This is a genomic window from Pseudoalteromonas shioyasakiensis (genome assembly GCF_019134595.1).
Lineage (GTDB): Bacteria > Pseudomonadota > Gammaproteobacteria > Enterobacterales > Alteromonadaceae > Pseudoalteromonas > Pseudoalteromonas shioyasakiensis_A.
In genome coordinates this window covers 469,615-494,891 of sequence record NZ_CP077771.1, presented here as the reverse complement: position 1 = coordinate 494,891, position 25,277 = coordinate 469,615, and the positions used below count along the sequence as shown (strand labels likewise).

General features: G+C 40.7%; 30 protein-coding genes. 20 read left to right on the top strand and 10 right to left on the bottom strand.

Annotated features, from left to right (window positions below):
* Positions 1 to 22: 22 nt before the first annotated feature.
* Together KQP93_RS19655 and KQP93_RS19650 are read left to right on the top strand one after the other, a co-directional pair.
* Positions 23 to 2,353 (top strand): S9 family peptidase, encoded by a 2,331-nt coding sequence (locus KQP93_RS19655; protein ID WP_217876850.1) that lies wholly within the window; start codon positions 23 to 25, stop codon positions 2,351 to 2,353.
* 305 nt (positions 2,354 to 2,658) lie between these two features.
* Positions 2,659 to 3,540: an alpha/beta hydrolase gene (locus KQP93_RS19650; protein ID WP_217876849.1), complete on the top strand. Its 882-nt coding sequence runs from the start codon at positions 2,659 to 2,661 to the stop codon at positions 3,538 to 3,540.
* A 45-nt stretch (positions 3,541 to 3,585) separates the two neighbouring features.
* On the opposite strand, the gene KQP93_RS19645 is transcribed toward KQP93_RS19650, so the two are convergent.
* Together KQP93_RS19645 and KQP93_RS19640 are read right to left on the bottom strand one after the other, a co-directional pair.
* A complete protein-coding gene (locus tag KQP93_RS19645; RefSeq protein WP_217876848.1) occupies positions 3,586 to 4,596 on the bottom strand; it encodes an alpha/beta hydrolase family protein in 1,011 nt (336 codons plus the stop codon).
* Positions 4,597 to 4,666: 70 nt separating this feature from the next.
* Complete coding sequence (locus KQP93_RS19640) at positions 4,667 to 5,515, bottom strand: LysR family transcriptional regulator (RefSeq protein WP_217876847.1); 849 nt, start codon at positions 5,513 to 5,515, stop codon at positions 4,667 to 4,669.
* A 119-nt stretch (positions 5,516 to 5,634) separates the two neighbouring features.
* On the opposite strand from KQP93_RS19640, the gene KQP93_RS19635 reads away from it, so the two are divergent.
* Positions 5,635 to 6,297: an FMN-dependent NADH-azoreductase gene (locus KQP93_RS19635; RefSeq protein WP_217876846.1), complete on the top strand. Its 663-nt coding sequence runs from the start codon at positions 5,635 to 5,637 to the stop codon at positions 6,295 to 6,297.
* Between the two features lie 69 nt (positions 6,298 to 6,366).
* Here KQP93_RS19635 and KQP93_RS19630 read toward each other — a convergent pair whose 3' ends face one another.
* Complete coding sequence (locus KQP93_RS19630) at positions 6,367 to 6,825, bottom strand: GyrI-like domain-containing protein (RefSeq protein ID WP_217876845.1); 459 nt, start codon at positions 6,823 to 6,825, stop codon at positions 6,367 to 6,369.
* Between the two features lie 192 nt (positions 6,826 to 7,017).
* On the opposite strand from KQP93_RS19630, the gene KQP93_RS19625 reads away from it, so the two are divergent.
* From KQP93_RS19625 to KQP93_RS19600, 6 genes are all read left to right on the top strand, one after another.
* Positions 7,018 to 7,644, top strand: coding sequence for a fused MFS/spermidine synthase (locus tag KQP93_RS19625; protein ID WP_217876844.1), 627 nt, complete (start codon positions 7,018 to 7,020; stop codon positions 7,642 to 7,644).
* A complete protein-coding gene (locus tag KQP93_RS19620) occupies positions 7,629 to 8,519 on the top strand; it encodes a spermidine synthase (protein ID WP_217876843.1) in 891 nt (296 codons plus the stop codon). Before KQP93_RS19625 ends, KQP93_RS19620 begins: the two co-directional genes overlap by 16 nt.
* Positions 8,516 to 8,992 carry a TlpA disulfide reductase family protein gene (locus KQP93_RS19615; RefSeq protein WP_217876842.1) on the top strand — a complete coding sequence of 159 codons (477 nt, stop codon included), beginning with the start codon at positions 8,516 to 8,518 and terminating at the stop codon, positions 8,990 to 8,992. Before KQP93_RS19620 ends, KQP93_RS19615 begins: the two co-directional genes overlap by 4 nt.
* Before the next feature lie 135 nt (positions 8,993 to 9,127).
* Positions 9,128 to 9,604, top strand: a complete 477-nt coding sequence (locus KQP93_RS19610) for a MarR family winged helix-turn-helix transcriptional regulator (RefSeq protein ID WP_217876841.1) — start codon at positions 9,128 to 9,130, stop codon at positions 9,602 to 9,604.
* A gap of 4 nt (positions 9,605 to 9,608) precedes the next feature.
* On the top strand, positions 9,609 to 10,670 hold the full coding sequence (locus tag KQP93_RS19605) for an HlyD family secretion protein (RefSeq protein ID WP_217876840.1): 1,062 nt from the start codon (positions 9,609 to 9,611) through the stop codon (positions 10,668 to 10,670).
* A gap of 13 nt (positions 10,671 to 10,683) precedes the next feature.
* Positions 10,684 to 11,718, top strand: a complete 1,035-nt coding sequence (locus KQP93_RS19600; RefSeq protein ID WP_054563125.1) for a DUF2955 domain-containing protein — start codon at positions 10,684 to 10,686, stop codon at positions 11,716 to 11,718.
* A gap of 16 nt (positions 11,719 to 11,734) precedes the next feature.
* On the opposite strand, the gene KQP93_RS19595 is transcribed toward KQP93_RS19600, so the two are convergent.
* Complete coding sequence (locus tag KQP93_RS19595; protein ID WP_054563126.1) at positions 11,735 to 12,055, bottom strand: hypothetical protein; 321 nt, start codon at positions 12,053 to 12,055, stop codon at positions 11,735 to 11,737.
* 135 nt (positions 12,056 to 12,190) lie between these two features.
* Positions 12,191 to 12,604 (bottom strand): alternative ribosome rescue aminoacyl-tRNA hydrolase ArfB, encoded by a 414-nt coding sequence (gene arfB / locus KQP93_RS19590; protein WP_217876839.1) that lies wholly within the window; start codon positions 12,602 to 12,604, stop codon positions 12,191 to 12,193.
* A 109-nt stretch (positions 12,605 to 12,713) separates the two neighbouring features.
* On the opposite strand from arfB, the gene KQP93_RS19585 reads away from it, so the two are divergent.
* On the top strand, positions 12,714 to 13,274 hold the full coding sequence (locus tag KQP93_RS19585) for a short-chain dehydrogenase (RefSeq protein WP_254907757.1): 561 nt from the start codon (positions 12,714 to 12,716) through the stop codon (positions 13,272 to 13,274).
* Positions 13,275 to 13,321: 47 nt separating this feature from the next.
* Here KQP93_RS19585 and KQP93_RS19580 read toward each other — a convergent pair whose 3' ends face one another.
* Genes KQP93_RS19580 through KQP93_RS19565 form a run of 4 tightly spaced genes read right to left on the bottom strand, consistent with a single transcriptional unit; the run spans position 13,322 to position 15,725 of the window.
* Positions 13,322 to 14,056, bottom strand: coding sequence for a phytanoyl-CoA dioxygenase family protein (locus tag KQP93_RS19580; RefSeq protein WP_217876838.1), 735 nt, complete (start codon positions 14,054 to 14,056; stop codon positions 13,322 to 13,324).
* Positions 14,057 to 14,059: 3 nt separating this feature from the next.
* Positions 14,060 to 14,641 carry a uracil-DNA glycosylase family protein gene (locus KQP93_RS19575; protein ID WP_217876837.1) on the bottom strand — a complete coding sequence of 194 codons (582 nt, stop codon included), beginning with the start codon at positions 14,639 to 14,641 and terminating at the stop codon, positions 14,060 to 14,062.
* 19 nt (positions 14,642 to 14,660) lie between these two features.
* Positions 14,661 to 15,023, bottom strand: a complete 363-nt coding sequence (locus tag KQP93_RS19570; RefSeq protein ID WP_217876836.1) for a VOC family protein — start codon at positions 15,021 to 15,023, stop codon at positions 14,661 to 14,663.
* A 9-nt stretch (positions 15,024 to 15,032) separates the two neighbouring features.
* Positions 15,033 to 15,725 (bottom strand): aspartate/glutamate racemase family protein, encoded by a 693-nt coding sequence (locus tag KQP93_RS19565; protein WP_217876835.1) that lies wholly within the window; start codon positions 15,723 to 15,725, stop codon positions 15,033 to 15,035.
* Between the two features lie 201 nt (positions 15,726 to 15,926).
* Between KQP93_RS19565 and KQP93_RS19560 the strand changes: the two genes are divergently transcribed.
* Genes KQP93_RS19560 through KQP93_RS19550 form a run of 3 tightly spaced genes read left to right on the top strand, consistent with a single transcriptional unit; the run spans position 15,927 to position 18,201 of the window.
* Positions 15,927 to 16,271 (top strand): hypothetical protein, encoded by a 345-nt coding sequence (locus tag KQP93_RS19560; RefSeq protein WP_206004023.1) that lies wholly within the window; start codon positions 15,927 to 15,929, stop codon positions 16,269 to 16,271.
* Entirely contained in the window at positions 16,268 to 17,869 is a 1,602-nt protein-coding gene (locus KQP93_RS19555; protein ID WP_217876834.1) for a PepSY-associated TM helix domain-containing protein, read from the top strand. Before KQP93_RS19560 ends, KQP93_RS19555 begins: the two co-directional genes overlap by 4 nt.
* Positions 17,866 to 18,201 carry a DUF3325 domain-containing protein gene (locus KQP93_RS19550; protein WP_217876833.1) on the top strand — a complete coding sequence of 112 codons (336 nt, stop codon included), beginning with the start codon at positions 17,866 to 17,868 and terminating at the stop codon, positions 18,199 to 18,201. The genes KQP93_RS19555 and KQP93_RS19550 overlap by 4 nt, the downstream gene beginning before the upstream one ends.
* A 203-nt stretch (positions 18,202 to 18,404) precedes the next feature.
* Here the strand turns inward: KQP93_RS19550 and KQP93_RS19545 are convergent, their stop codons facing one another.
* The gene (locus KQP93_RS19545) at positions 18,405 to 18,938 is read right to left on the bottom strand and encodes a lipocalin family protein (protein ID WP_217876832.1); all 534 of its coding nucleotides are present in this window, start codon (positions 18,936 to 18,938) and stop codon (positions 18,405 to 18,407) included.
* A gap of 104 nt (positions 18,939 to 19,042) precedes the next feature.
* On the opposite strand from KQP93_RS19545, the gene KQP93_RS19540 reads away from it, so the two are divergent.
* From KQP93_RS19540 to KQP93_RS19510, 7 genes are all read left to right on the top strand, one after another.
* Positions 19,043 to 19,492: a YaiI/YqxD family protein gene (locus KQP93_RS19540; RefSeq protein ID WP_217876831.1), complete on the top strand. Its 450-nt coding sequence runs from the start codon at positions 19,043 to 19,045 to the stop codon at positions 19,490 to 19,492.
* Positions 19,489 to 20,031, top strand: coding sequence for a DUF6942 family protein (locus KQP93_RS19535; RefSeq protein WP_217876830.1), 543 nt, complete (start codon positions 19,489 to 19,491; stop codon positions 20,029 to 20,031). The genes KQP93_RS19540 and KQP93_RS19535 overlap by 4 nt, the downstream gene beginning before the upstream one ends.
* 70 nt (positions 20,032 to 20,101) lie before the next feature.
* Positions 20,102 to 20,470 (top strand): response regulator, encoded by a 369-nt coding sequence (locus tag KQP93_RS19530; protein WP_217876829.1) that lies wholly within the window; start codon positions 20,102 to 20,104, stop codon positions 20,468 to 20,470.
* Between the two features lie 25 nt (positions 20,471 to 20,495).
* On the top strand, positions 20,496 to 21,308 hold the full coding sequence (locus KQP93_RS19525) for a substrate-binding periplasmic protein (protein ID WP_217876828.1): 813 nt from the start codon (positions 20,496 to 20,498) through the stop codon (positions 21,306 to 21,308).
* A gap of 142 nt (positions 21,309 to 21,450) precedes the next feature.
* Positions 21,451 to 23,148 carry a gamma-glutamyltransferase gene (gene ggt / locus KQP93_RS19520; protein ID WP_217876827.1) on the top strand — a complete coding sequence of 566 codons (1,698 nt, stop codon included), beginning with the start codon at positions 21,451 to 21,453 and terminating at the stop codon, positions 23,146 to 23,148.
* 398 nt (positions 23,149 to 23,546) lie between these two features.
* Entirely contained in the window at positions 23,547 to 24,152 is a 606-nt protein-coding gene (locus tag KQP93_RS19515; protein ID WP_217877475.1) for a DUF998 domain-containing protein, read from the top strand.
* 741 nt (positions 24,153 to 24,893) lie between these two features.
* Positions 24,894 to 25,106: a hypothetical protein gene (locus KQP93_RS19510; protein WP_138556508.1), complete on the top strand. Its 213-nt coding sequence runs from the start codon at positions 24,894 to 24,896 to the stop codon at positions 25,104 to 25,106.
* Positions 25,107 to 25,277 lie beyond the last annotated feature (171 nt).

Here is a 25,277-nt window from a genome sequence, read left to right as displayed (position 1 = left end):
GTTAAAACCTAGGAACAACAAAATGAACTTAATAAAAACATCAACCCTTGCGTTTGCTGTGGTTGCGGGTTTAGGTTTGCAGGCATGCTCAACTACAGAGCAAGCTAGCACCCCATCAGCAACAGTGAACGCAACGGCTAACCCGCTCTCGCTTGAACAAATTTATAAAGAAAAAGACTTTAAAGCTGAGCGTAGCACCTATTTTACATGGCTCGATGATGGTACTGGATATACGGTACTTGAAGAGCGCGAAAGCGATAAAAATAACCAAGACGACAAAGCTAAAGACGATGAGCACGGCGTTAAAGGCAATGATATTGTGTTTTATAACGCCGATGGAACGGGTCGTAAGGTACTTGTTAGCTACGAAAAATTAATTCCCAAAGGTGATAAAGAGCCACTCACCGTTGAAAGCTATCAATGGTCTAAAGATGGTAAATGGCTGATGGTTTTTACCAATGGCGAGCAAGTGTGGCGCTCACGTAGCCGTGGTGATTTTTGGCTTTTAAACCTCGAAACCGATTCACTATATCAGTTAGGTGGCGAAAACATCGAAGCGAAAAAGCTAATGTTTGCTAAGTTCTCACCAGATAGCTCAAAAGTAGCTTACGTGCGTGATAACAACATCTACATGGAAAAAGTGGGCAGCAAGGCAGTGACTGCTTTAACTACTGACGGTAACGACACCATTGTTAATGGTAATTTTGACTGGGTATACGAAGAAGAATTTACCATTCGTGATGGTTTCCGCTGGAGTCCAGACAACAAATCAATTGCCTATTGGCAGCTTGATACCAGTGGCGTGAAATACTTCACCATGATCAACAACACCGACGATCTCTACCCTACCCTTAAAGAATTCCCGTATCCAAAAGCCGGCGAGATAAACTCTGCGGTTAAAGTGGGTGTGGTCAGTCTTAGCGACAAGAAAACTCGCTGGGCTGAACTTGGTGGCGATAATCGCGATCGTTATATTCCACGTATTAGCTGGGCAGGCACTGGTGAATCTTTGATGATCCAAGATCTTAACCGCCCGCAAAGCCACAATAAGGTTTGGTTATTCGACTGGCAAAAGCAACAGCTGACTAAAATTCTTGAAGATAAAGACGATGCCTTTATTGAGTGGTTTTATAAAGCAAATTGGTCAAAAGATGGTAAGTTCTTTATTTGGCACAGTGAGCGTGATGGTTGGCGCCATTTATACCGTGTATCTCGCGATGGCAAAACGGTTGTTGATTTAACACCGGGCGAGTACGACATCATTGATATGTTAGCGCTCAACGAAGATAAAAACGTTATGTACTTTACTGCATCACCGGATGATCCTGGCCAGCGATATCTATTCCGTACCTCGCTTGATGGCAGCTCTAAACCGGTGCGCGTAACGCCTGAGTCATTCGATGGTTCGAACAGCTATTACATGTCTAAAGATACCTCTTGGGCAATGCATACTTTCTCTAAATTTGGCACCCCACCAATGAAAGAGATCATCAAAGTAAGCAATCACAGTAATGTGAAAACCATTGTTGAGAACAAAGCATTAAAAGAGAAATTAGCGACTGAGCAATTACCGACTCACGAGTTCTTTACGGTTAATGCGCGCGATGGTGTTGAGCTTGATGGCTACATCATGTTCCCAGCGAATATGGACAAAAGTAAAAAATACCCAATCGTTTTCTATGTTTACGGTGAGCCATGGGGCTCAACAGTACAAGACCGCTGGGAAGGTAACAGTTACTTATACAAGTCGTATCTAACTCAGCAAGGCTTTATTGTTGCCTCAGTTGATAACCGCGGCACGCGGGCACCAAAAGGCAGAGATTGGCGTAAGTCTATCTACAAAAAAATAGGCTCTATTACCGTGCGTGACCAAGTTGACGCCCTTGATGCAATGGCAAAACGTTGGGATGTCATTGATACCGACCGTGTTGGTGTATGGGGTCACTCAGGTGGCGGTAGTTCAACGCTTAATCTGTTATTCCGCCATGGTGATAAATATAAAGTTGGGATTGCCTCAGCCCCAGTGCCAGATATTCGCTTGTACGATACTATCTACCAAGAGCGCTATGCGGGTAACCCAAATACCGATCCTGAAAGTTACGACAACACGTCTCCGATCACTTTTGCGAAAGACCTGCAAGGTAAGTTGCTACTGATCCACGGTACCGGAGATGATAACGTACACTACCAAGGTTCAGAGCGTTTAATTAACGAATTAGTTAAGCACAATAAACAGTTCGAGTTTTTCTCTTACCCGAACCGTTCTCACAGCCTACGAGAAGGTAAAGGCACTACCCTGCACTATCACACTATGATGGCTAACTTCTTCGAAAAGCATTTACTCAACAAGTAATTATGCTTTAGTTAAAAACCGCAGCTTAGATATTAATCTGCGGTTTTTTTATGCAAACTGTAAACCCCCGTTACACTAAGAAAGCGATTAGATGAAAGCTATCAAATGTTTGAAGCAAATTATCAGTGCTGGCAATGGCGGCTACGAGCTATTGGATTATCGATCGAATTGTGTAGTGTGTAATGAATATCTTCTATCACAGATAAGCCGGTGAAAGAGGCTAACTAATACCCTGTTACAATTGTCTTATTAACTAATAATTATAATTGAAGTAGTGTCATTAAGTTATTTATTAAGGATATAAAATGGCATTACTAAAATTTAGATTTCAGTATCTAGCTTGGTTTATTACATTTGTTTTGCTAGCTATAGGCTTGTATATCGCGGTGAAATACCAACAGCATCATAGCTCACGCTTTATTGATATAGATATCAAGTCCAATGCGCTTTCAGAAATGCGCAGAGTTTTCATTCGCTTGCCCAAAAACTACAACCCTAACAAAGCTTATCCGCTCATAATTAAAACTGACGGCAACTTTAACCTTGATACTTGGGATGACGCTTTAAGTATTCTTGAAAGCACTGATGACATGCATGAGGTTATTCTAGTGTCCATCCCGAACCTGTTTTGGCATGACACGCGAAATCGTGATTTAGTGCCACCTTACGCCCGTAAGGATGTGGCGATAGAAGCGCGCCCAATCAATCAAAATCAACGAGAAATATTTGGTAAAGCTGATGTGTTTTTAAAGTTTATTGAAACAGAGCTAATACCTTATTTAGAGGGAGAGTACCGTATTAGCGGGCAGCGCACGCTAACAGGTTTTTCGGCGGGAGGTAGCTTTGTGTTATATACCATGGTTACTAAACCAGAGTTATTTAATGCATACTTTGCTTTTAGCCCTGCGGCTTGGTATGACGATAATGTTGTCGTAAAACAGTTCAGTAAAAGCTTACCTAATACAGCAGGCAACACTCACTATTTTTATGTCACATTAGGTGGTGATGAAAATCCAATCATAACCGGTGCATTTAATGGCTTAGTGGATTCTCTTCAAAATCACGCACCAAACGACCTTACCTGGCAGCACCACATCAACAAAGGAGCTGACCATGAACAAAACGCAAAACAATCTGTTCGCAGTGCGCTAGATGGGGCTTTTAATCATTTTGATATGGCTAAGTAATGATTAAACAGGGCCTTATTTGGCCCTTTTACTTTCAAAACAAAGTTACAAATAGGTGTTAAACCAATTAACTAGCTCTGTTTCTAGTTGTTCTTTATGGTTCATTAAAAAGTGATTGTCACCTTCATACACCACAAGTTTATGAGGGATATGATGCGCTTCTAGCGCTTTGGCAAATTGAATTGAGTTATCGACCGATACTCGTTTATCGTCACTGCCATGTATAAGTAATATGGGCACTTTTGGCGATAGCTTATCAACCCAGTTCATAACAGAGCGTGCTTCAAGCTCTGCTTGTTTGTTCTCTTTATAGTTGGGGATACGACGCACATACACGTGTTTTTCCATGTTAGGTCTAAACGTAAGCTCTTTGACTAAATCAGTCGCCCCCGCAATGGTTGCAATGGCTTTTATCTTGTTTGTGTGTTGCATCGCAAGGTGGGTTTGCATACCGCCTCTACTTGCTCCTAACATACCAATACGGTTTTCATCTGCACTTGCTATGTGAGGAATAAAATCAATAAGCGCAAGTACGTCGTTAACATCTTTGCCACCAAACTCATCTAAATCATCATTTTTAGTTAATGTACCGCGGTATTGGCTGCCGATAACCACAAAGCCTTGCTCTGCTAACGGAAATAAATTACGCATCATTGCAGCAAAATAAACACTGCCAAAATTACCGTTACCGCCGCGGTTATAAATTAATACCGGGAGCTTATTCTTGATGACTTTAGGTTTGATGATATAACCAAGCACCTCAACATTATCGACCTGATATTTAAAATTATGGCAGGTTAAATTAGCTTTAAAGTTATCGAACATATCTTGTGGAAAGGTTTCTTCAAAGGCTTTAATACGCTTTAAATATGCTTCTTCGTTTTTAGCTTTGCGTTTATTCTTTTGCGCAATAAATTGGTGCCACGAATTATAGTCAGCAAAGATGCCTGTGAAGCAGTCTGTTTCTTTTGTGACGTGTTCATCATCGATAATTTTCGCTGCGCTGGTAGAAAAAACAGTGAGAAATAGGCTGGCAAAGAGTAGTAATTTATACACAACAACATCCTTATTGGTGATTAAAAGTTACAAAACCACAGTAACTTAAATGATGGTTATTTGTACATCATTAATTCAGTAACCGCTCAAGCCATTCAATCACAATGTTATGTGTAGATGTTTCGTAGCGAGATTTTTCAGGAATGTAGTAACACAGTTTTGATTCAACATCTTGGCTATTAAACGATGTTAGTAACCCTGCATCTAGGTAAGGTTGTACTAAGGTTTTTGAGCAAAACACCACACCTTTATTGGCGAGCACCTGATTTATACCAAACAGCTCTTGATCGAATGTTTTTACCTTGAAACATGAATCACTTAGGTTATTTACTTTGAGCCACTGCGTTAATGGTGGGGCTGGTAGGGCATTATTTTTCCATTGGCTGGTGTATAAAGTAACCTGTTTATCAAGCCAAGGGGCGCTTTGTTGCGCGTTTGCCGCAAACATATCAAAGCGCTCATATTTGATGATATCTGCTTTGTTTACTTCCTCACTATTTCCTAGCCTAACAGGCAAGGTATGCAGTTGCTTATCTAAAGTTTCACAGGTTGATATATCGAGCTTTAAATGTGGTTTTTCGCTATTTAGCTCATCTAAAGCGGGTATTAATCTTAAGGCTGCTAGAGATGATGTTGTGGTGATGCGTACTTGGTTATGTGCTTGGCTCAATTGTTCTATTGCCGCAAAAATAAGCTTAAAGCCGCTAGTTGTGTTTTGGCTCAGGTACTCGCCTGATGGAGTTAAGGTAATCTTTCTCACTTCGCGATGAAATAAGTCAGTATTTAAGCGGCTTTCTAGGTTCGCAATGTGGTGCGATACCGCTGTAGGTGTAATCGCAAGCTCAGCGGCGGCTGCTTTAAAGCTACCTAGTCTCGCAGCTGACTCAAAGGCTTTTAAAGCTTGTAATGATATTTGCATAGTTAAACCCACCTAAATTTATAGATGAGTATAACTTACTTATAGTGAATAATAACTCGTTTGTTAAATATCCCTTATTTATTGATGATACCAACTCATTAACTAATGAGGTATTTACTATGACTACTCTGCTACACATTGATGCTAGTGTGCGTTCAGCTAAAAATGCAAACCCTAATCACGATTCAATCTCTAAAAATATTGCTAAGCAATTTGTAAATCATTTACAGCAAAACAATGCTATAGCTGAGTATATTTATCGTGATGTTGGGATGAATCCACCCTCCTTTATTAATCAATCTTGGATTGGTGCTGTGTTTACGCCAGCTAACAAGTTAACGCTAGAGCAAAAAGAAGTACTGGCTGAATCTGATGAATTGATAAATGAATTAGTTAAGGCTGATACCATAGTGATATCAACGCCTATGTATAACTATGGCATGCCTGCGCAATTAAAAGCATGGTTTGATCAAATCGTTAGGATCAATAAAACGTTTGATTTTGACTTGCAGCGGGGGGATTTTCCTTTGCAACCATTGTTAATAGGTAAACGTTTGCTGGTTATTACCTCAACGGGTGAGTTTGGTTTTGAGGTTGGTGGTATACGAGAGAGTATGAGCCATTTAGTGCCGCACATTAAAACCTTGAGTAAGTATTTAGGTGCTGAGCACATTGATGAAATTGCCTGTGAGTATCAAGAATTTAACGACCAAAGACATCAACGTTCTTTGACTAATGCCTATGCTAAAGCTGAACAGTTAGCGCTTAGATACGCAAATTAATATACACAACAAAGCCGCAATAAGCGGCTTTATCTGTAATGGGGCTTTACACAAAAATAGGGTTTGGCGTTATTCAATTGAAATGAATACTTCAACTTCTTCATTACTTTTATAAAACTCATAGTCAGTTTTATATGCACGAATGTGTGGGCACTGTTCATTACTAAAGTACTGCCAAACTTGGCCCCAAACATCGATAACGGTTTGTGGCATTGCGCCTTTGCCGCTAAAGCGAAGGTAGTTACCTGTGGCGAGTGTAGTTTGTTCTACCTCTGATGACGTGACTTGCAGGTCAGTACACGCAAATACATCAAACTCCCCTGTGACATCAGATTCATAATGAGTATACACGCCATAAACTTGGCTAGATGGCGTTAAATTTGGCGCTATGTCTGTGTAAAATTGCTGCCATAAGCCAGCGATTTTAGCTCCTTCACCACTCATTTCATTCATATTGCTGGTGCGAACTTTTAGGCCAAATAAGGTCGTTGGATTGTCGATATTGAGTTGTGTTACTTGCTGATCCATTGCATTTTTCCTTACTTATTTTGTTCCCAGTAAAATACCAGAGCATGTGTACTTTAACCTAGCCTTTTTAATTATTTATTTTAAAAAGACTATATTTTGTCAACGGCCTTTACAGCTTAAAAAACAGTCATGGCATCCTTATCTGCATCAGGTTAAGATGGGTAAAATAACAACAAAATCAGCGGGTGTTTAATGAATAAAATCAATGCGCTTATCTACTTTTTAGCCTTTAGCAGCGGCTTTTGCATTATGGGAATTGAGCTTTTAGGCGGGCGGATTTTAGCCCCGTACTTTGGTAGCAGTGTGCATATATGGGGCAGTATTATCACTGTATTTATGTTGAGCTTATCTTTCGGCTATTTACTTGGTGGCAAGCTCTCAACCCGCAACCCATCTTTAACTAAATATGGTCTCATTTTCTTTGCAGCAAGCATTATGGTGGTGCCAATAGTACTGTTTGCTGAACCAATTATGACCTTTATTTTCACCCATATTGAAGACAGTCGTTACGGCTCGTTGCTGGCATCAACGGCGTTGTTTTTTATCCCTACAACAATACTCGGCATGATCTCACCTTATTCAGTGCGATTATTGGTTACCGATCATGAAAAAAGTGGTCAGGTTGCCGGTGGTTTGTATTTTGTGAGCACCCTAGGAAGCGCTCTTGGCACGATTATTACCTCTTTTTATATGGTGCTAGCATTTGATGTTAACGACATTATTAAAACCTTTGCTGCGGTTTTAGGTGCGCTTGGTTTGCTTGCAATTGCTGTTAGTCAATTAAAAACGAAGGAGCGTACTGTATGTTTAGAGTCTTAATGGTTTGTTTGATCATGACATTGCCTTTTAGCAGCTTGGCCGAAGTAATTCATAAAGAGCGCTCGCTTTATCGAAATATTTTAGTTGAGAAGACTGGCGATTTACTGTGTTTAAAATTTAACGAAAAAACCCGTAAAAGTACGCAAAGTTGTATGTATAAGAGTGAGCCTAAAAAGCTGGTGTTTAATTACACCAAAATGACGTTCGCAAGCTTACTATTTATTGATAACCCTAAAAATGTACTGATCATAGGTTTAGGGGGAGGTTCACTCTCAAATACCATTCATGAGCTTTACCCTAGCGCTCATATCGAAAATGTCGAAATTGATCCCGCGGTAATAAAAGTTGCCCGTGATTATTTTAGCTTTGTAGAAACTGATAACGTAACGTCTAAGGTGCAAGATGGCCGTATTTTTATTAAACGTGCCGCACTTAAAAAACAAAAGTACGATTGGATTATTCTTGATGCCTTTAACGGCGATTATATCCCTGAGCACCTCCTCACTAAGGAATTTTTTGCGGAAGTAAAAAGTGTTTTGGCTGATGGCGGAATTGTCGCTGCAAATACTTTTTCATCGAGTAAGTTGTACCAGCATGAGTCGGCAACTTACTTCGATGTGTTTGGTGACTTTGTTAATGTTGTGACCGATGAAAACTCTAATCGCATTATTTTAGCTGGCTTCGAGACAATGCCTAGCCAGCAACAGTTAGCCGAACGTGTCAACAAACTCGCAAATAAGTTAACCCCTTACGATGTTGATTTGCAGTTACTTAGCGAGCATTTGTTTTATACTAAGGGTAATCAAGATTGGCCAGCGGATACCAAGGTACTCACCGACCAATATTCACCAGCGAATTTATTAAATTATCAATGATCAAATACGCCTTAATTGCATTTATTTTACTTACGAGCTCTGCTGCTATGGCAGAGCACCCTTCTCTCCCACCTTTAGCTGCAAGTCAGCAGCAGTTGTCTAAACTATTGAATCAATACAAAGGGCAAGTCGTGTTACTCGATTTCTGGGCATCTTGGTGCAGCCCGTGTCGACGCTCGTTTCCTTGGTTTATAGCCATGCAGAGCAAGTATCAACAGCAAGGCCTTAAAGTCATAGCTGTAAACATTGATGTTGAGCGCAGTGATGCCGATGCATTTTTAGCAGAGTTTGCAGTGAACTTTAATATTATTTACGACCCAGATGCTGTTATTGGCAGACAATACCAACTTAAAGGGATGCCGAGCAGCTTTTTAATCGATAAAGAAGGCATAGTACGGTTCCAACACACAGGGTTTGTAGCTGATAAATTAGACCTCTATGAAAGCCATATTAAAGAGTTAATTGCGAAATAGTGTTATCTAGCAGACAACTTTTGCCGTTGTTCGCTTTTATCGAACATAGCTATCTATTTTATTAATTGCACTAATATTTACTTAGCATGCTAACTACATTAAAATAGTTAGCATGCTAAGTAAATGGAGCGCATCATGTCTTCCACTCCCCCTTTTCACGAAACTCTTGATTTAACATTATGCGGCAGTATGGGCCGTGTGCATCGTTTATGTCGCGATGCTGTCACTTTGGCGGTTGAGCCTTTGGGGCTTACACAATCTCGCTGGACCGCGATGATGCACCTGTTTCATCTAAACCAAGGTTGTACGCAACAAGAGTTGGCAAATAGCTTAGGCATTGAAATGCCTTCACTAACTCGCACTATTAAGCAGCTTGAGCAGCAAGAGATTATTGCTCGTAAAGCTGATGCCGAAGATAAACGCAGTAAGCGTCTGTACTTCTCTGAGCAAGGTCTACAATTGTTAGACACACTGCAGGTGATTATTGCCGATGTGAAACAGCATCTTTATGCCGATTTAACCACTGAACAACTCGATACCATGGCGCATGGTTTAATTCAGATGGAGCAAAACGCTCGCCAGTGTATCCGTCATTATTCAGGAGATAAGTAACGTTATGACACCAGATCAAAAGTTTGCCCGTTACGTAAAAGTCTCTTTAGCGGGTTTTATTGTTTTATTTTTATATTTTGTGATTGCTGATCTGTATATGCCTGTCACACCGCAGGCCCGTGTGTATCACCCGGTTGTGCAAGTGACCCCGCAAGTAAGTGGGCGAGTGATTGACGTATTAGTGACCAATAATCAAGCTGTCGAAAAACAGCAAGCCTTGTTTAAGATTAACGACGAGCCGTTTGAGCTTGCCGTGCAACAAGCTGAACTTGCTTATGATGATGCAAAACTACAAAACCAACGTTTAGATAGCAGTGTGAAAGCAATAGAAGCACAGTTAGCGGCTGCTCAAGCTAAGCTACATGAGCAAACATTACTGTTCGAACGCGGTGAGTCGCTATTGAAAAAGCGCTCTATTTCAGAGCAAGAGTACGAAACAATCAATGCAAACTATCAATCAAGCAAAGCCAACGTAGCTGCAATTGAAGCCCAGCTTAGCGAGGCTAAATTAGCGCGCGGTAAAATAGGGGATGACAATTTAGCGCTTCGTCATGCTCAAAACCAGCTTGAGCAAGCCAAATTAAACCTGTCGTACACCACAGTGACAGCCGATACTGACGGTAAAACAGCAAACTTACAGGTAACACCGGGTACGTATGCTAATAAAGGCCAGCCGTTAATGGCGATTGTTGCTAATAAAGCTGACTTAGTGGCAGATTTTCGTGAAAAGTCTTTAGTTCATGTGCAAATTGGTAGTACTGCAAAAGTCAGCTTTGATGCGCTACCGGGCAAAGTATTTACGGGCAAAATTGTTAGTTTTGAAGCGGGTGTGAGTGATGGCCAGCTTAATCCTAACGGTTTACTCAGTGCCACTGAAAGCAGCAACCGTTGGGTACGAGATGCACAGCGTCAACGTATCCATATTCAGCTAGATGAACACCAGATGCTGGCAAAATTTCCAAGTGGTGCGCGTGCAACTGTGCAACTTCTGCCTGATTCTAGCATTGGCAGCTGGTTTGCAAGCATGCAAATTCGCTTCATTAGTGTTCTGCACTTCATTTACTAAGGCTGGGTGAGTTATGTCAGTATTGCAACTCGATGGTAATGGCTTACGCCAAGCTTTACGCATTGCTACGGGCTCAGCATTAGGGTTTTCACTGGCAAAATTGATGAACTGGCCGAATGGCATATTTTTCACTGTTTACCCGATGCTACTGCTCGGTTTAGTGCCTGTGCTTAACATGCATATTATTCGTCAGTTTTACGCAGGCGCGGTGTTTAGTGCACTGTTTGTGCTAGTTGTGCAAGGATTGTTTGCACACTTGCCTGTTGTAATGACAATGATGAGCTTTATAGCCTTTGCCTTTTTGTTCTATCAAATGAGCCGTGGCGCTAACTTTTTATTTGGCGCCACAACGGTGGTGAGCTTGTCGATTCAATTACATTTTTCGACCTACACCGGCGGTGGAGTCAGTATTTATCCGCTGATCATTAGTAACGCGGTTGCAGTTGTCGTAACTGTGCTGTTTTCGATGCTAATGCATGGTTTATTTCCTGATGTTGCACCGCGCCAAGGTCGGGTAATGCCAGAGAAAGCAAAAGAAAGTGTGCGCCATGAAGTCTTACTTTGTTCAACCGTAGCGACCTTATCATTTGTTGTATTTCAGGTATTTGATTTACAAGATTCTATCTCTGCTCAAGCGGCCTCGGTACTGATATTGTTTTCGTTGTGCTGGAAAGCGGCGGGTATGGCAGCATGGCAACGCGCGATAGGCACCCTAATTGGTTGTAACTTAGCGTTAGTGGCACAGTTATTTTTGTATAACCATACAGATATTTTGATATTTCCTGCGTTAATTCTGTGGATTTTGACCTTTATCTTTAGTCGTTATCACATAATTGGTGGCGGTATTCCGGGTGTTGGCTTTGGTATTATCACGACATTTGGTATTTTATTTGGCCAGTCATTAGGGCCGGGGCAAGATCTGGTTTACAGCGCGCTCTATCGTTTTTCGTCGGTGTCTGTGGCCATACTATTGAGCTTATGTGCGGTGTATATAATGCATCACATCTTAAATCGCTTTGCAATGACAAGGCATCACACGTTTGATTAAAGATTAAAAAAGGGAGTTAATCAGAACTCCCTTTTTTATTGTTATTTGGTTCGAAAATTGTGGGTAAAGACTTAAGTAAATCGTCTTGTTTTTTTACAACACTCTGTACACAGGTTTTTGAGGCGACATCTGCAACCCAAGCACCCCATTGTGAACTGCCAGGCTCTTCTCCTGGGGTTGCCCACCATCTAGCTTTATAAAGAATTTCGTTATAACAGGTTTCACTACCTTGAGGATACGCGCTTCCGGCTTGCCATGAATCTACAGCAAAACTCGACATAGGCAAAGCTGACAGCGTTATCATTGCAGCGGCAACAATGCGTGATTTCTGGCCCATACGCGGCTCCTTCATTAGTGGTGAGATTGTATGACTATTATAGACGCGGCAGGATTAACCATCAATTAACTTTGTTAACAAGTTACACTTCTTTACAGTTCTGCTTATTTTTGAAACGATATTCTGATATGAAAGTTAGAATTTTACATTTTTTCTTAATGATTTTGTTTGTCCTCTTTTTGTTTTAGAGTCCATGCGTTTTCTCTGAGAACTTTTGCTTGGTTTTGTTGCTTTACGTTTCTTTTGTACTTGTGTCGCGTTAACGATTAACTCTTTCAAACGATTAAGCGCATCTTCTTTGTTCATTTCTTGCGTGCGATGACTTTGCGACTTAATGACAATAACGCCCTCTTTGGTAATTCGAGAGTCATTTAAATTAAGCAAACGTTGTTTGTAAAAGTCAGGTAACTTTGAGCGATTAATATCAAAACGAAGATGAATAGCTGTGGCCACTTTGTTGACGTTCTGTCCGCCCGCGCCTTGTGAGCGGATCGCACTAAAGTCGAGTTCCCATTCATCAATTTTAACGGTATTAGAAATAGTTAACATCAGGTTCATTTAGCTGTGGTAAAAAAGACATTGTAACATTTGTAATTGGCTAAACATAATAGCTCGACTATTTGCGCCGGTTGCTAACCATTTTGAAAGAAAGGAGATCATGATGAAAGCACTACTTATTTCTATAAGCCTACTTGCGATGAGTTTTTCTAGCTTTGCAGAAGATATTACAGAAAACCAGCTACAGCGTTATATTAAAGCCTTACCTGCAGTTGTAAACTGGTCGCAAAACCAATCTGAGTTAGATACTGTAAACCTTGGTGGTATGTTAGGCGGTTCTGATGGCGTTAACAGTTCGTCAGTTATGGATGCGCTGGGTCATATCAAAGAGCATGAGCTTTATACTGAGTTTGCAGCCCTTACCAAACAATATGGTTTCACACCTGAGCAGTTAGTAACAGTTGGTTCAGAGGTATCAATGGCATATTTAGAAAACCTTAAAGCGGGTATGTCTGAAGAGAATAAGCAACGTGTAAACCAAGCAATGAGCGGTTTACAAAGCCTTACGGCATCATCATCTGATGCGGGCACACGCTCAATGGTGGGAGCTTTAGAAGGTGTTAAAGCAAGTACTGCAACAGCTGATGTTAGCGAAAGTAACGTTAACTTAGTTAAGCAATATATGCCGCAGTTAAAAGAATTGTTCGCAATGTTGCAGTAACAGCACTATCAAATAAAGAAAGCGGCGAGTGAGCCGCTTTTTTATGCTTACTTGAATACCATTGCGTTTTTTAGATGCTGCTTTTGTTCTGCAGTTGGTAAAAATCCAGTTTGTACAAATTCATTAAGGCTTGGGTGACGTTCAAAGTACAAAATATCTAGGGCAAAACGATTCATGCCATACAAGCCCCGATGGATCATATTTGCCGAAAATATGAGTAAGTCACCTTTTTTGAGTGCTACACTTTTACCACGAGTTAGTGAGTAACTATTTCGAGCGCCCTGTTGCTCTAATCTAACTGTTAACTCTTCATCAGAATCCCAGTTTTTATGACTACCCGGTATTAGTTCTATTCCCGGTTCATCTTCAAAAGCAACGCGGCAATGTAATACTTCAGGGCCGCTAATAGCGGCCTTTTGTGCATCAAGCTCTAAGTGATACTGCATATCGCGGTGCCAATAATTTGCCTGTTTAGGGTTGTAAGGGTTAAAGAATAGTTGAGTATTCATAAACTGGGGCTCAGCAACAATGCCCTTAACCTGTTTCAATAGTGTGTGGGCGCTGACAAACTCAAAAAGAGTAAACTTTTCCTCAACACTTAAACATGCAGCACCAGTCAAACCTGAGCTATTAATACCTCTAGATTGGTAAAAAGATTGGTTTTCTTGCAACCAGTGTTGATGAAATTTATCGAGAATTGGCCTTACCTTGCTAAGCTCACTCTCTGTGTAAAGGCCCTTTACATGGTAGTAGCCGTTTTCAGCAAAAAAGTTATTTTCCATTTTTTACCTTGCTAAAATTGCACGTATTTTACTACTAAGCTCAGGCAATACTTGTTGCTCAAACCACGGATTTTTCTTTAGCCAGATATTATTTCGAGGGCTTGGGTGAGGAAGTGGCAAGTAATTTGGCCAATATTCACGCCACGATTTTACTAACTCAGTTAAGGGTAGCTGCTTAGTGTGGGGTAAATGATATGCCTGCGCGTACTTACCTAAGATAATTGTCAGCTCAATATTATTGAGTTGCGCTAAGAGCTTTTCACGCCATGCAATCGCGCACTCTTTTCTTGGCGGTAAATCACCTGATTTTCCTTTGCCCGGGTAACAAAAGCCCATCGGCAAGATAGCAAAAATGCGCTCATCGTAAAACTCATCGCTTGTTACACCAAGCCAAGAGCGAAGCCTTTGCCCGCTTGCATCATTAAAAGGTTTGCCACTTTCATGTACTTTAATTCCCGGTGCTTGACCAGCAATTAAAATGCGAGCCTGCGGATTAAACTGAATAACGGGCCGCGCTCCGAGTGGTAAATGAGGTTCGCAGATCACGCATTTACTAACTTGTTCTAATAATGATTGAGTACTCATGAGTTAGTAAAAATATGATCTATGCTTGCTTTGACCAAACTGCTAACTCATTACCACTTGGCTCTGTGAAGTGAAAACGACAGCCTCCAGGAAAATCAAACAAGGGCTTAATAATTGTGCCGCCGTGTTTTTCTACCTGTGCTTGAGTCTCTTTAATATTATTTGAATAAAGCACCAGTAGCGCGCCGCCATTATTGGTTAAGCTAGTTAATGGGGCTTGATAAAAACCGCCATCAAGGCCCGCTGATTCAGCGCTAAAAGCCGTGTATTCAGGGCCATAATCGGTAAATTGCCATTTAAAAACTTGATGAAAAAATACCTTTGTTGCGGCTAAATCTTTAGCTGCAAATTCAACATAATTTAAGCTATGGTGATTCGACATGGTGTGCTCCTAATTTAAACTATTCTCAAGCGCCATAGCGCAATGAAGTGCTGTACTATCAAGTAATGGAATAGATGTATCTGATTGTTGAATTAACAGCGCTATTTCGGTGCAACCAAGAATAATGGCTTCAGCACCTTGCTGAGTTAGATTATCAATAATGGTTAAATACTCAGCTTTAGATTCTGGGCTGATGATGCCTTTACATAGTTCATCATAAATCACACGATGAACTGTTTCACGCCCCTGTGTATCAGGAATTAACACGTCTATGGCGAAATTATCAGCTAGGCGTTGTTTATAAAAGTCTTGTTCCATAGTGAACTGGGTACCCAACAAAGCCACTTTTTTAAAGTTATGTTGGATCAGGTTTTCACCAACTGCATCTGCAATGTGTAACAAAGGAATTGCAACTGCAGCTTGTACTTGCTCAGCTAGTTTATGCATGGTGTTGGTACAAATTAATAAATAATCCGCACCCGCAGCTTCAACTTGCTTAGCGGCTTTAATGAGTATCTCAGCCATCTGTGGCCAATCTTGTTGCTGTTGTAGTACTGCTATTTCTGCAAAATCGAGACTGACGAGTACTATCTTGGCACTGTGCAGACCCCCAAGTTTGTTTTTAACACCTTGATTTAAAAGCTGGTAGTAACTTTGTGTAGACTCCCAACTCATGCCACCGATTAAGCCTATTGTTTTCATTACAACTCCCTTTTTATTTACTTAACACCATATGATATTGCACAGAACAAAGCTAGCAGATCATTATTTTACTAACCGATCGACTTAGTTGGTTCTGTTTCACTATTTAATACGTTTATGCAAATGATAACTACTATCTTTTCTGTTTGTCGGCGATATAATACGGGGTTTTCTTCTCGTGTTATTTTTTAAGGGATTATCATGCATTCTCAATCATTAGATGCAGTGACAACCAATCGCCCTAAAAATACAGCTAAAAAGCGCTCTGTGAGCCTATCTTATCGTGTTGCTGTGTTTTTGCGTTTCGTTGCAGCCATCATTGGTGGTTACGCCTTTACCAGTGTGCTTATTTCATTACTAGCTGTGTTATTACCACTTAATAAACTCGACAGCGTGCTGTTAACCACGACTCTATCGGTATTTTTTTACTGTTGTGTGTTTATTTGGGTATTTGCCGTTAAGTCTTTAAAGACTGTTTGGATCACTATTTTACTAACAACTGGTGGGCAATTGCTGGCCCTTTCATTGATTAAGGATTGGTTATGAAAGAGAGTTTTTTCCGCTCAATGACTTGGCTTCATATCTGGGTTGGCTTGTTGGTATGCTGGTTACTGTTCTTAATCTTTTTTGCTGGCACCATCAGCTTTTTTAAAGATGAAATCACTATTTGGGCTAAGCCCGAAACGCATCATGTGCAGCATCAAGCACAACGGGTTCAGTCTCAAGCCGAGCAAATTAATTATGTGTTTGCGCAATTACAGCAACAGGCACCTAATTCATTATCTTGGCGGATAAACTTACCTGAGCCACGTAACCCTGTTTTAAGCTATGGGTTTGCTGAGCCTAAACAGCCAGGCCAGCGCCGAGCACCTTTCAACTATACACATCTAGACCCTAATACCTTAGAGCAATTACCCGAACCTCGGGAAACTAAGGGGGGTAATTTTTTCTATCGCTTACACTTTGATTTACATTACATAGATGTATTTACTGCACGGATAATTGTTTGTTTAGCCTCATTATTTATGTTGGTAGCGCTTATAACAGGCATCGTGATCCACAAACGTATTTTTAAAGATATGTTTAGCTTTAGAGCAAACAAAGGCAGCCGAAGTTGGCTTGATGCACACAATGTTTCGTCGGTGCTGGCACTGCCATTTCATATCATGATCACCTACACGGGGATTATCACGCTTATATTTATGCTGTTCCCCTACCCTGCCGAAACCGTATATGAAAATGGCTTAAAGCAAATGTTTGAAGAGGCATTGCCTATTAATAAACGTGCAAAGCCTAGTGAAGAACAACGCCCTATGGTGGCAATTAAAGATGTGTTAGATCAGATTTATACTAAGTCACCGAATGCCGACATTAGCTACGTGTTTGTAAGAAATGCCAATACAGCGACCTCACAAATAGTGGTTTATTTGGCAACCGGCAAAGAGGTTGTAGATAACGGACCACGCTACTTATTCAATGGTGTAACAGGTGAGCTTGAAGCCAGCTCTGGGGAAGATTGGAGCGCTTCGGCGCAGTTTTATGACTCAATGACGGCATTACATAGTGGTCGTTTAGCCGAGCCGTTGCTGCGTTGGTTGTATTTTTTCTGTGGTGTAGCTGGCTGTGCCATGATAGCTACAGGTTGCATCATGTGGGCAAAACGCTTACGCGAGAGGCTTAAAGCAGAGCAAAAACCAAGCTTGGGGCTTAAGCTCGTTGAGACACTAAATTTAGCCACCCTGATGGGCTTACCCCTTGCAACCGCAGCCTTCTTCATTGCCAATCGTTTATTACCTTTAGAGTTAGCAGGGCGTGCCGATAAAGAAATACTCGTGTTTTTCTTAGCTTGGCTGGCGATGTTAGTTGTTGCTGTGCTCGGCCGAGAAAAACATCATTGGCGCTATTGTGCATGGCTTAACGCTGCTGCTTGTTTGTTAGTACCTGTGGTGAATGCGCTGACAACAGATGGCAATTGGATCACGTATTTACTAACTCAGCAGTGGGCCTTATTCGGTATTGATAGTGCGTTTATTTGTGCTGGGCTGCTGTTTTTACTACAAAGCAAAAAAATACCTAGCCATAAAACCGCTACAAATAAGGCTAAATTAAATAAAAACAAGCTGTTAAAGGAGCAACAAGGATGATGGAGTTACTGCAATTTAGTCTCTGCTTTTTTGGTTTTAATTGTTTTGCTCTTGCAAAATTCAATCATTTCCGTGATGTATTCAAAAAGAAATTAACCGAAAAACAGCGAAGTAGCTTTTTATTCAGCGGCTGGATCAGTATTTTACTAAGTTTAGTGCTTTGCTTGCTGTCAGATGCTGGGTACGGCGCATTGCTATTTTGCGGTTATATGGCTTTAAGTGTACTTATGCTCATGATTTTATACAGTTTTACTGTTTCATGGGTGAAGCATGTTAGTGTATTAACTATGTCTGTTTTGCTGTTGAGTGGCTTTTCGGTGATGATTTTCTAGTTTAGTTAGTAAAAAGCTGATCTGATACCAACTTGCAATAATGCTTAATTAAGTAAAAAAAATGGGTAGGCAATGCCTACCCAAGCAGGGGATTAAATTGGGGGATCACATGTTGTTTCAAATTAACGACGCTAAGTTTGCCTAGCATCCATTACAGTTGTGTTGCACATTCGTGATAGTTTAAAGACAGTTGTAAAGCCCCTTTACAAGCTATTATGGTCAACATAAATAAGCTCGTCTGTTTTAAAACCATATTGTCTTGCTGTGTTTATAAAGTCCTGCATTTGCTGTTCTGTCACGGTCGGTGTGCGCGACAAAAACCATAAATACTCTTTGTTATAGCCAGTGATATAAGCGTATTGATAGTCTTGCTTATCTAATTCAAACACTACATATGAGCTATAGAATGGCCCAAAGAATGATACCTCTAAGTGACCTATGTCTTGTTGCTCTGCAAACTTCGCTTTACCTTCAGCTTGCTGCCATTCTTTATCTTCAGCGCTGTAACCTTTATTGATAACTTTTACACTGCCATCAGGGTTGATTGAGTATTCAGCGGTAATCCCCTCAAGGCCGCGTTCAAATGAATGATCTAAACGTGCAATTTCGTACCAGGTCCCTGTGTATTTTTTTAACTCAAAATTATCGACGGGTTTGATGTTGTCTGGCACGCCTGTACACGCAGATAAAATGGCTGTGATACATAAAACCCCGATTAACTTTAATGATGTTTGCACGCTTTTACTCCCTTTAAAAATTAAACAAATTAATACGTTAATAGCACTAATTTAGTTCAATTACGGTAAACTATTAATGTCTAAAATTAAAGATTGAGAACAGCATGAAGATTTGGGTTGATGCAGACGCCTGCCCCGTCGTTATTAAAGAAATATTATTTCGTGCCGCAGAGCGCACGCAAACCTTTACCACACTAGTGGCGAACCATGCGATGCGAGTGCCACCCTCAAAGTTTATTAGCCGTTTACAGGTATCTTCGGGGTTTGATATTGCCGATAACGAAATCGTTAAACGTATTGAGCTGAATGATTTGGTGATCACCGGTGATATTCCTTTAGCTGCAGAAGTCATCGAAAAAGGTGCCCAAGCGCTTAACCCTCGCGGTGAGTTATATACGACCGAAAATATTCGCTCACGTTTAAACGTTCGTGATTTTATGGAAACTATGCGCTCAAGTGGCGTTGAAATGGCCGGTGGCCCACCGCCTTTAAGCCAAGCAGACCGCCAAAACTTTGCAAATAACCTAGATCGAATCCTCGCTAAAAAGTCATGAGTATCGATAATAGTGCGCCACTGCAAGGTTTTGGTGATGAAGCCTTTAAAGTCGCTGTTTATATAGAAAAGCGCCCGCCGATGCCTTCTTGGCAACAGCTTGACCATTTGCATGCAATGCAACCCGGCCAAATAAACGAAATAAACCAAGCATGTGGCAATGGTTGGCGCAAAGTTTTCAACGTGTATGGCAAAGTGCTGTTTGCACTACCAAGTGAATATTATGATTTTGCTAAAAGAGCACCTGATTGGCAGAGTTTTCGCGATGAACAACTACTGCAAGCACATAGCCAAACTGCATTACTGTTTAGCCCACCGATATTAAGCAAACAAAAGCAATTGCATATAATTGCAGGGCGAACCCATGCTAAACAGCTTATTAATGACGGGCTTTTGCATTGCCAATTAACATGGCTTGATGATGAATTTGCTATTAGTAAATCTGATAAAGTGATTGTCTGCCCATATTTTGATTACCGCCAGTTGAGCAATATTAAAATTGCACGACTTAGCCAGCTAGTTGCAGATATTTTTTCTTAGTTTCTGGTTTATTGCGTTATTGAGTTAGCAAACTAAGCTTTAAATACTGTAAAACTTAATAGTAATCTAGATGAAAATATTGGTCGTTGACGATATGCCACTTATGCGCCATGTGTTGATAAACATGTTGCGTAGGCTTGAATATAACGATATAACGGAGGCGACTGATGGTGCTCAAGCGTTTGATTTACTGGAAAAACACAGCTTTGATCTGGTGATTACTGATTTGCATATGCCGAAAATGGATGGCAAATGTTTGCTTAATCATATTCGCGAAAACCCGCTCATAAGTGATTTACCCGTTTTAATGGTAACCTGCGAAGACAGTAAGCAAACGGTCAATGAGATGATCACCGCAAGAGTAAACGGTTTTATCATTAAGCCTTTTTGTTTAAATACACTGCAAAAGCAGTTAAGTCGAATTGTTAAACCTGAATAACCAGCTAAAACTGGAGTTAAGAGCGATGTTTAAGCATTTAACAATAGTGAGTTTATTCACTGCCAGCACTGCCATGGCGAGTGCTGAACAATTGACTTTATATACTGAAGTGTTCCCTCCCTATAACTTTGTGGAGCACAATCAGCTCACTGGTATTAACACCAAAATCATGGAATCTTTGTGCGAAAGAGCCAAGTTGAGCTGTACGTTTAGTGTATTGCCTTGGAAGCGCGCAATGTCACTAACCCTCGCCCAGCCGAATGCAGGAATTTACTCTACTTCACGCACCGCAAAGCGAGAAACTCAATTTTACTGGGTTGGCCCTTTGGTATCTGGGCATTCATGTTTATACCGTTTAAATAATCGCAACGACATTAAAGTAACGAGTACACAGTCGTTGCAAAACTACACCATTGGCGTATCTCGTGGTGATGTATATCAAACCGTTCTTGCTGATTTTAACCTTACTGAAGGCCAGCAATTTTTAACTTACTCAAAAAAGTTCGAAGAGCTTAAAATGTTTAAGCAAGGCAAGCATGATTTGCTTATTGGCTCCTCTCTCACTCTGTCATCACAATTGATGAATGTAGGTATGAGCCCAGACCAAGTCACACCGGTATTTGAGTTAAAGCACCCTGCTTTAGTGGGTAATTACTTAGCACTTAACAAAAACACATCGCCAGAGGTGGTCACTAAGCTGCAACACGCCCTAGATACCATGAAGGAAGAAAACCTGATTGACTCTCTTGTTGACCAGTTTGTAGCAGAGGATAGGCACTCTCACGGCGAAGCATCCAAAGTCTCAGAGCAGTGCTTAAATGGCTCTGCCATTTACTAACTTGGAGAGGTTTTAGGTAAGTTGTTCGCTGTTTTTCTTATTTTAGAAGTCAATCGTGATTTTTCGCGCTCGAACGCAAAGCCATTGCCTGATCTTTAATTGCTTTTTATAGTGGTAAAAATAAAAAGATAGGGCAAGAACTATGAAACCAACTCCACTCTTTAAAAGCTTAGTGCTAGCAGTATGCTTAGGCACAACAGGTGCCACTCAAGCTTACGATCGCATCACAGGCCATAACTTTGCTAGTCGTTCTGAAGTCATCGCACAATCAGGCATGGTTGCTACATCACAGCCGTTAGCCACGCAAGTTGGCTTACAAGTATTAAAAGACGGCGGTAATGCTATTGATGCAGCTATTGCGGCAAATGCAGTGCTTGGTCTGGTTGAACCAACAGGGTGTGGAATTGGTGGCGACTTATTTGCCATTGTTTGGGATAACAAAAGCAAGCAACTTTACGGTTTAAATGCTTCTGGCCGTTCACCACAAAGCTTGTCTTTTGATACTTTAAAAGCACAAGGTGACTACATTCCTGCTTATGGGCCCTTGCCTGTGTCGGTACCTGGTGCGGTAGATGGTTGGTTTGAGCTACATAAAAAGTTTGGCAAAACACCAATGAAATCCTTACTGCAGCCTGCTATCGACTATGCTGAAAATGGCTTTCCTGTTTCTGAGTTGATTGCTTACTACATGCAAAAAAGTGTGTCTGCTCGTGGTAAATACCCAGGCTTCAAAGATGTATATATGGCTGATGGGGCAATGCCAGAAAAAGGAGAGATCTTTAAGAACCCAGCCCTTGCAAACACCTATCGCAAAATTGCCAAAGGCGGCCGCGATGCCTTTTACAAAGGTGATATTGCTAAAGAAATTGGTCGCTATATGAAAGAAAACGGCGGCTACTTATCGTATGAAGATTTAGCTGCCCACCATAGTGAATGGGTTAAGCCTGTTAGCGCCGATTATAGAGGGTATACGCTTTGGGAATTGCCACCAAATGGTCAAGGTATTGCTGCACAGCAAATTCTGAATATTCTTGAAGGTTACGATATCAAAGCAATGGGCTTTGATAGCCCTGAATACGTACACACCTTTGTTGAAGCGAAAAAACTCGCGTTTGCAGATCGTGCAAAGTATTACGCCGATCCAGCGTTTAACACCATTCCCGTACAAACACTTATTTCGCAGCAATATGCTGACCAAAGACGCAAACTGATAGACCCTAATAAAGCTGCAAAACGCGACCATGCAGGTCCATTAGAAGGCGATACCATTTATATGACGACCGCCGATAAAGACGGCAACATGGTTTCACTTATTCAAAGTAATTACCGTGGCATGGGCTCAGGTATGACACCGGCAAAATTAGGTTTTGTATTGCAAAACCGTGGCGAAATGTTCGCGCTTAAAAAAGGCCACATGAATCAATATGAGCCAGGCAAACGACCATTTCATACAATCATTCCTGCGTTTGTCACCAAAGATGGTAAGCCATATATGAGTTATGGCGTAATGGGCGGTGCCACACAGCCACAAATGCATGCTCAAATACTTATCAACATGATTGATTTTGGCATGAACCTACAAGAAGCCGGTGATGCACCGCGTATTCTGCACACAGGTTCATCGCAGCCAACCGGTGAGATTATGGAAGACGGTGGTTTTGTTAGCTTGGAGTCAGGTTTTTCGATGGAAACCCGCCGCGAGTTAATGAAAAAAGGCCACACCTTACAAGATGCGGTGGGCCCATACGGTGGTTATCAAGCTATATTGAAAGACCCAAAAACTGGCGTTTATTACGGCGCATCAGAAACTCGTAAAGACGGACAGGCCGCGGGGTATTAGGCTATTGTAGGTTGGGTAGAGCGAAGCGAAACCCAACAAACTGAGGTAAAGTTAGCGAGTTAAAAGAGCTGTCAGCTATCAGCCGTCAGCTCTCAGACTCAAAACCATCAGCTAGCGAGCCTTGATGTAGCAGCGATTTTACATCGCGTAGGTGTGAAATTTATTTCGCGCGATGATTTATGGCTTGCTAACTCCCAACAACATATCCTGCAAATATGATGAAAATGAGCATTGAGCCATTTTCTTTATGAATATCTTTAGCATCAAAAAAATTTACAGTTAGCAATGCATTACGTTATTTGTTTATAGTAGATTTACTAAATACATTAGCGTGATACCGGCATAAATATGCGCGAAGTGTGCACGATAAAATGTTAGTTAACAAAGGGACTTTGGTGGTGTTTGAGAGTATTGCGATCTATTCAGGATTAATTGCAACAATCTGGATTTTCATTGGTGTATATGTAGCAGGTAGGTTTTATACTGGTTATAGCCATTCTAAGCAATTTTGTAGTGAGTTAGGTGCGACTGGTAGCCCAACTGAAAAATTGTCTCCTTTAATTAATAATTATCCTCTTGGTTTTCTATTTTGCTTTTTCGGTTGGTATCTGGCTCAACTCTCAAATGTTTCAACTTTAGTGAATGTTGCGGGTTGGTTAGTTATAGCTCATGGTGTAGGTACATGGGTCGCAGGTTACTTTCCAATGGACGCCGATCCATTTACTAAGAATCCAACTTTTAATTGTAAGGTACATTCTTGGGCTGGTTTTATCATGTTGCTTTCATTAGTTATTGCACCGATATTAGTTGCTATAAGTCCAACAACTGAAATTATCCCATTATATTTCCGTATTTTTTCATTGCTTTCTGTTGTCGCAGCGGTTTATTTTCTTTTTGCAATGGCCAAAGCTGTAAAATCCCAAAGTAATCCTGGCATCTATCAGCGTATTTCATATGGCTTTCAGCTAATTTGGCTAAGTGTTTTTTCATTAGTATTGGTGTAATTGTGAACTAACAAGTCATTAAACCAGAACAAAACAGTTGGTTTTTGCTCGTGCCTCGCTTATTTTAACCTGTTATTTGAGGCGTTAGCTTTTACTCAAGGAGAGAGTTTATCAAATACGCAGAAGAATATTCAAAACCTGAACAAATTAGAATAAAAGCATTAATTATTTTAGCTTGCGCTTTAGCCGTGATAATTAGCATAAAATGGTTTATTCCATTTTTAGAATGGTATGTAGATACCGTTCACTGTCACACTCCTTTCGGTTATTCTGGGATTTCAGTCTTATGGTATTCAACCTTTGTCGGATTTCCTTTGTTAAGTGCTATTTTTATCGGTCTATTTACACTACCTGTAGGTATTAAGGGGTTTATGCATGGACAGTTCCCACCGAAGGGAGTAAAAGTGCTTCAACCTACAAAGATTCTTACTGGATGGCGCGCAAATCTTAAGTTAACTGCACATATACTTATTCCTCTGTTTTTTTTATTTTTTTCTATTTGGGGCTATTTTCAAGTTGATGAAATGCCAAATATAAAGGATGATTTTGATTACAGTGTATGTAAAAGCTAACAAGCGCATTAAGCTAGAGACTGCCAACAGTTTGCTCAGTTGCAAACATTTTAAAGATAAAGACTTATAACAGGCAATCAAAATAGAATCCGAAAAGCTTGGCTCAGGCTCGTTCCTTGCCGATTATTGCGACTTATATTACTAAATTATCATGGAGTGTAATTCTTAAATGGAAGTTAAAATATTCACAAAAATCATAAAGCCTAAACAAAGTTTTTGGCCTAGTTCACCTACATCATCTGATTGTGGTTTAGAAACGGAAATTAATCTTTGGTTAGCCTCTCAACCGGATATAGAAATTAAAAATATTACTCAATCACAAAGCGGTGGTTCATGGATGCCTGCAACGGTAATCGTAACTGTTTGGTATAAAGTAAAATAACAAGAAAGTTAAGCGAGACTACTAACTAGTTGGGTTTCGCTGCGCTCTACCCAACCAACAAACCATCACGCGAAATAAATTTCACGCCTACGTGTTTTAACTTTACTCTTTCCCCTCGTAGCTCGCTAACTTTCCCCTTTCCCCTTGTAACTCGCTAACTTTACCTAAGTT

What these genes read in the sequence shown, in the direction of transcription:
- KQP93_RS19530 (WP_217876829.1), top strand. Translation starts at nt 20,102, where the DNA reads ATGAAAATATTGGTCGTTGACGATATGCCACTTATGCGCCATGTGTTG.
- KQP93_RS19610 (WP_217876841.1), top strand. Translation starts at nt 9,128, where the DNA reads ATGTCTTCCACTCCCCCTTTTCACGAAACTCTTGATTTAACATTATGC.
- KQP93_RS19575 (WP_217876837.1), bottom strand. Translation starts at nt 14,641, where the DNA reads ATGAGTACTCAATCATTATTAGAACAAGTTAGTAAATGCGTGATCTGC.
- KQP93_RS19565 (WP_217876835.1), bottom strand. Translation starts at nt 15,725, where the DNA reads ATGAAAACAATAGGCTTAATCGGTGGCATGAGTTGGGAGTCTACACAA.
- KQP93_RS19555 (WP_217876834.1), top strand. Translation starts at nt 16,268, where the DNA reads ATGAAAGAGAGTTTTTTCCGCTCAATGACTTGGCTTCATATCTGGGTT.
- KQP93_RS19560 (WP_206004023.1), top strand. Translation starts at nt 15,927, where the DNA reads ATGCATTCTCAATCATTAGATGCAGTGACAACCAATCGCCCTAAAAAT.
- KQP93_RS19595 (WP_054563126.1), bottom strand. Translation starts at nt 12,055, where the DNA reads ATGGGCCAGAAATCACGCATTGTTGCCGCTGCAATGATAACGCTGTCA.
- KQP93_RS19655 (WP_217876850.1), top strand. Translation starts at nt 23, where the DNA reads ATGAACTTAATAAAAACATCAACCCTTGCGTTTGCTGTGGTTGCGGGT.
- KQP93_RS19580 (WP_217876838.1), bottom strand. Translation starts at nt 14,056, where the DNA reads ATGGAAAATAACTTTTTTGCTGAAAACGGCTACTACCATGTAAAGGGC.
- KQP93_RS19510 (WP_138556508.1), top strand. Translation starts at nt 24,894, where the DNA reads ATGGAAGTTAAAATATTCACAAAAATCATAAAGCCTAAACAAAGTTTT.
- KQP93_RS19640 (WP_217876847.1), bottom strand. Translation starts at nt 5,515, where the DNA reads ATGCAAATATCATTACAAGCTTTAAAAGCCTTTGAGTCAGCTGCGAGA.
- KQP93_RS19600 (WP_054563125.1), top strand. Translation starts at nt 10,684, where the DNA reads ATGTCAGTATTGCAACTCGATGGTAATGGCTTACGCCAAGCTTTACGC.
- KQP93_RS19605 (WP_217876840.1), top strand. Translation starts at nt 9,609, where the DNA reads ATGACACCAGATCAAAAGTTTGCCCGTTACGTAAAAGTCTCTTTAGCG.
- KQP93_RS19650 (WP_217876849.1), top strand. Translation starts at nt 2,659, where the DNA reads ATGGCATTACTAAAATTTAGATTTCAGTATCTAGCTTGGTTTATTACA.
- KQP93_RS19635 (WP_217876846.1), top strand. Translation starts at nt 5,635, where the DNA reads ATGACTACTCTGCTACACATTGATGCTAGTGTGCGTTCAGCTAAAAAT.
- arfB (WP_217876839.1), bottom strand. Translation starts at nt 12,604, where the DNA reads ATGTTAACTATTTCTAATACCGTTAAAATTGATGAATGGGAACTCGAC.
- KQP93_RS19525 (WP_217876828.1), top strand. Translation starts at nt 20,496, where the DNA reads ATGTTTAAGCATTTAACAATAGTGAGTTTATTCACTGCCAGCACTGCC.
- KQP93_RS19540 (WP_217876831.1), top strand. Translation starts at nt 19,043, where the DNA reads ATGAAGATTTGGGTTGATGCAGACGCCTGCCCCGTCGTTATTAAAGAA.
- KQP93_RS19535 (WP_217876830.1), top strand. Translation starts at nt 19,489, where the DNA reads ATGAGTATCGATAATAGTGCGCCACTGCAAGGTTTTGGTGATGAAGCC.
- KQP93_RS19625 (WP_217876844.1), top strand. Translation starts at nt 7,018, where the DNA reads ATGAATAAAATCAATGCGCTTATCTACTTTTTAGCCTTTAGCAGCGGC.
- ggt (WP_217876827.1), top strand. Translation starts at nt 21,451, where the DNA reads ATGAAACCAACTCCACTCTTTAAAAGCTTAGTGCTAGCAGTATGCTTA.
- KQP93_RS19620 (WP_217876843.1), top strand. Translation starts at nt 7,629, where the DNA reads ATGTTTAGAGTCTTAATGGTTTGTTTGATCATGACATTGCCTTTTAGC.
- KQP93_RS19570 (WP_217876836.1), bottom strand. Translation starts at nt 15,023, where the DNA reads ATGTCGAATCACCATAGCTTAAATTATGTTGAATTTGCAGCTAAAGAT.
- KQP93_RS19550 (WP_217876833.1), top strand. Translation starts at nt 17,866, where the DNA reads ATGATGGAGTTACTGCAATTTAGTCTCTGCTTTTTTGGTTTTAATTGT.
- KQP93_RS19585 (WP_254907757.1), top strand. Translation starts at nt 12,714, where the DNA reads ATGATGAAAGCACTACTTATTTCTATAAGCCTACTTGCGATGAGTTTT.
- KQP93_RS19615 (WP_217876842.1), top strand. Translation starts at nt 8,516, where the DNA reads ATGATCAAATACGCCTTAATTGCATTTATTTTACTTACGAGCTCTGCT.
- KQP93_RS19630 (WP_217876845.1), bottom strand. Translation starts at nt 6,825, where the DNA reads ATGGATCAGCAAGTAACACAACTCAATATCGACAATCCAACGACCTTA.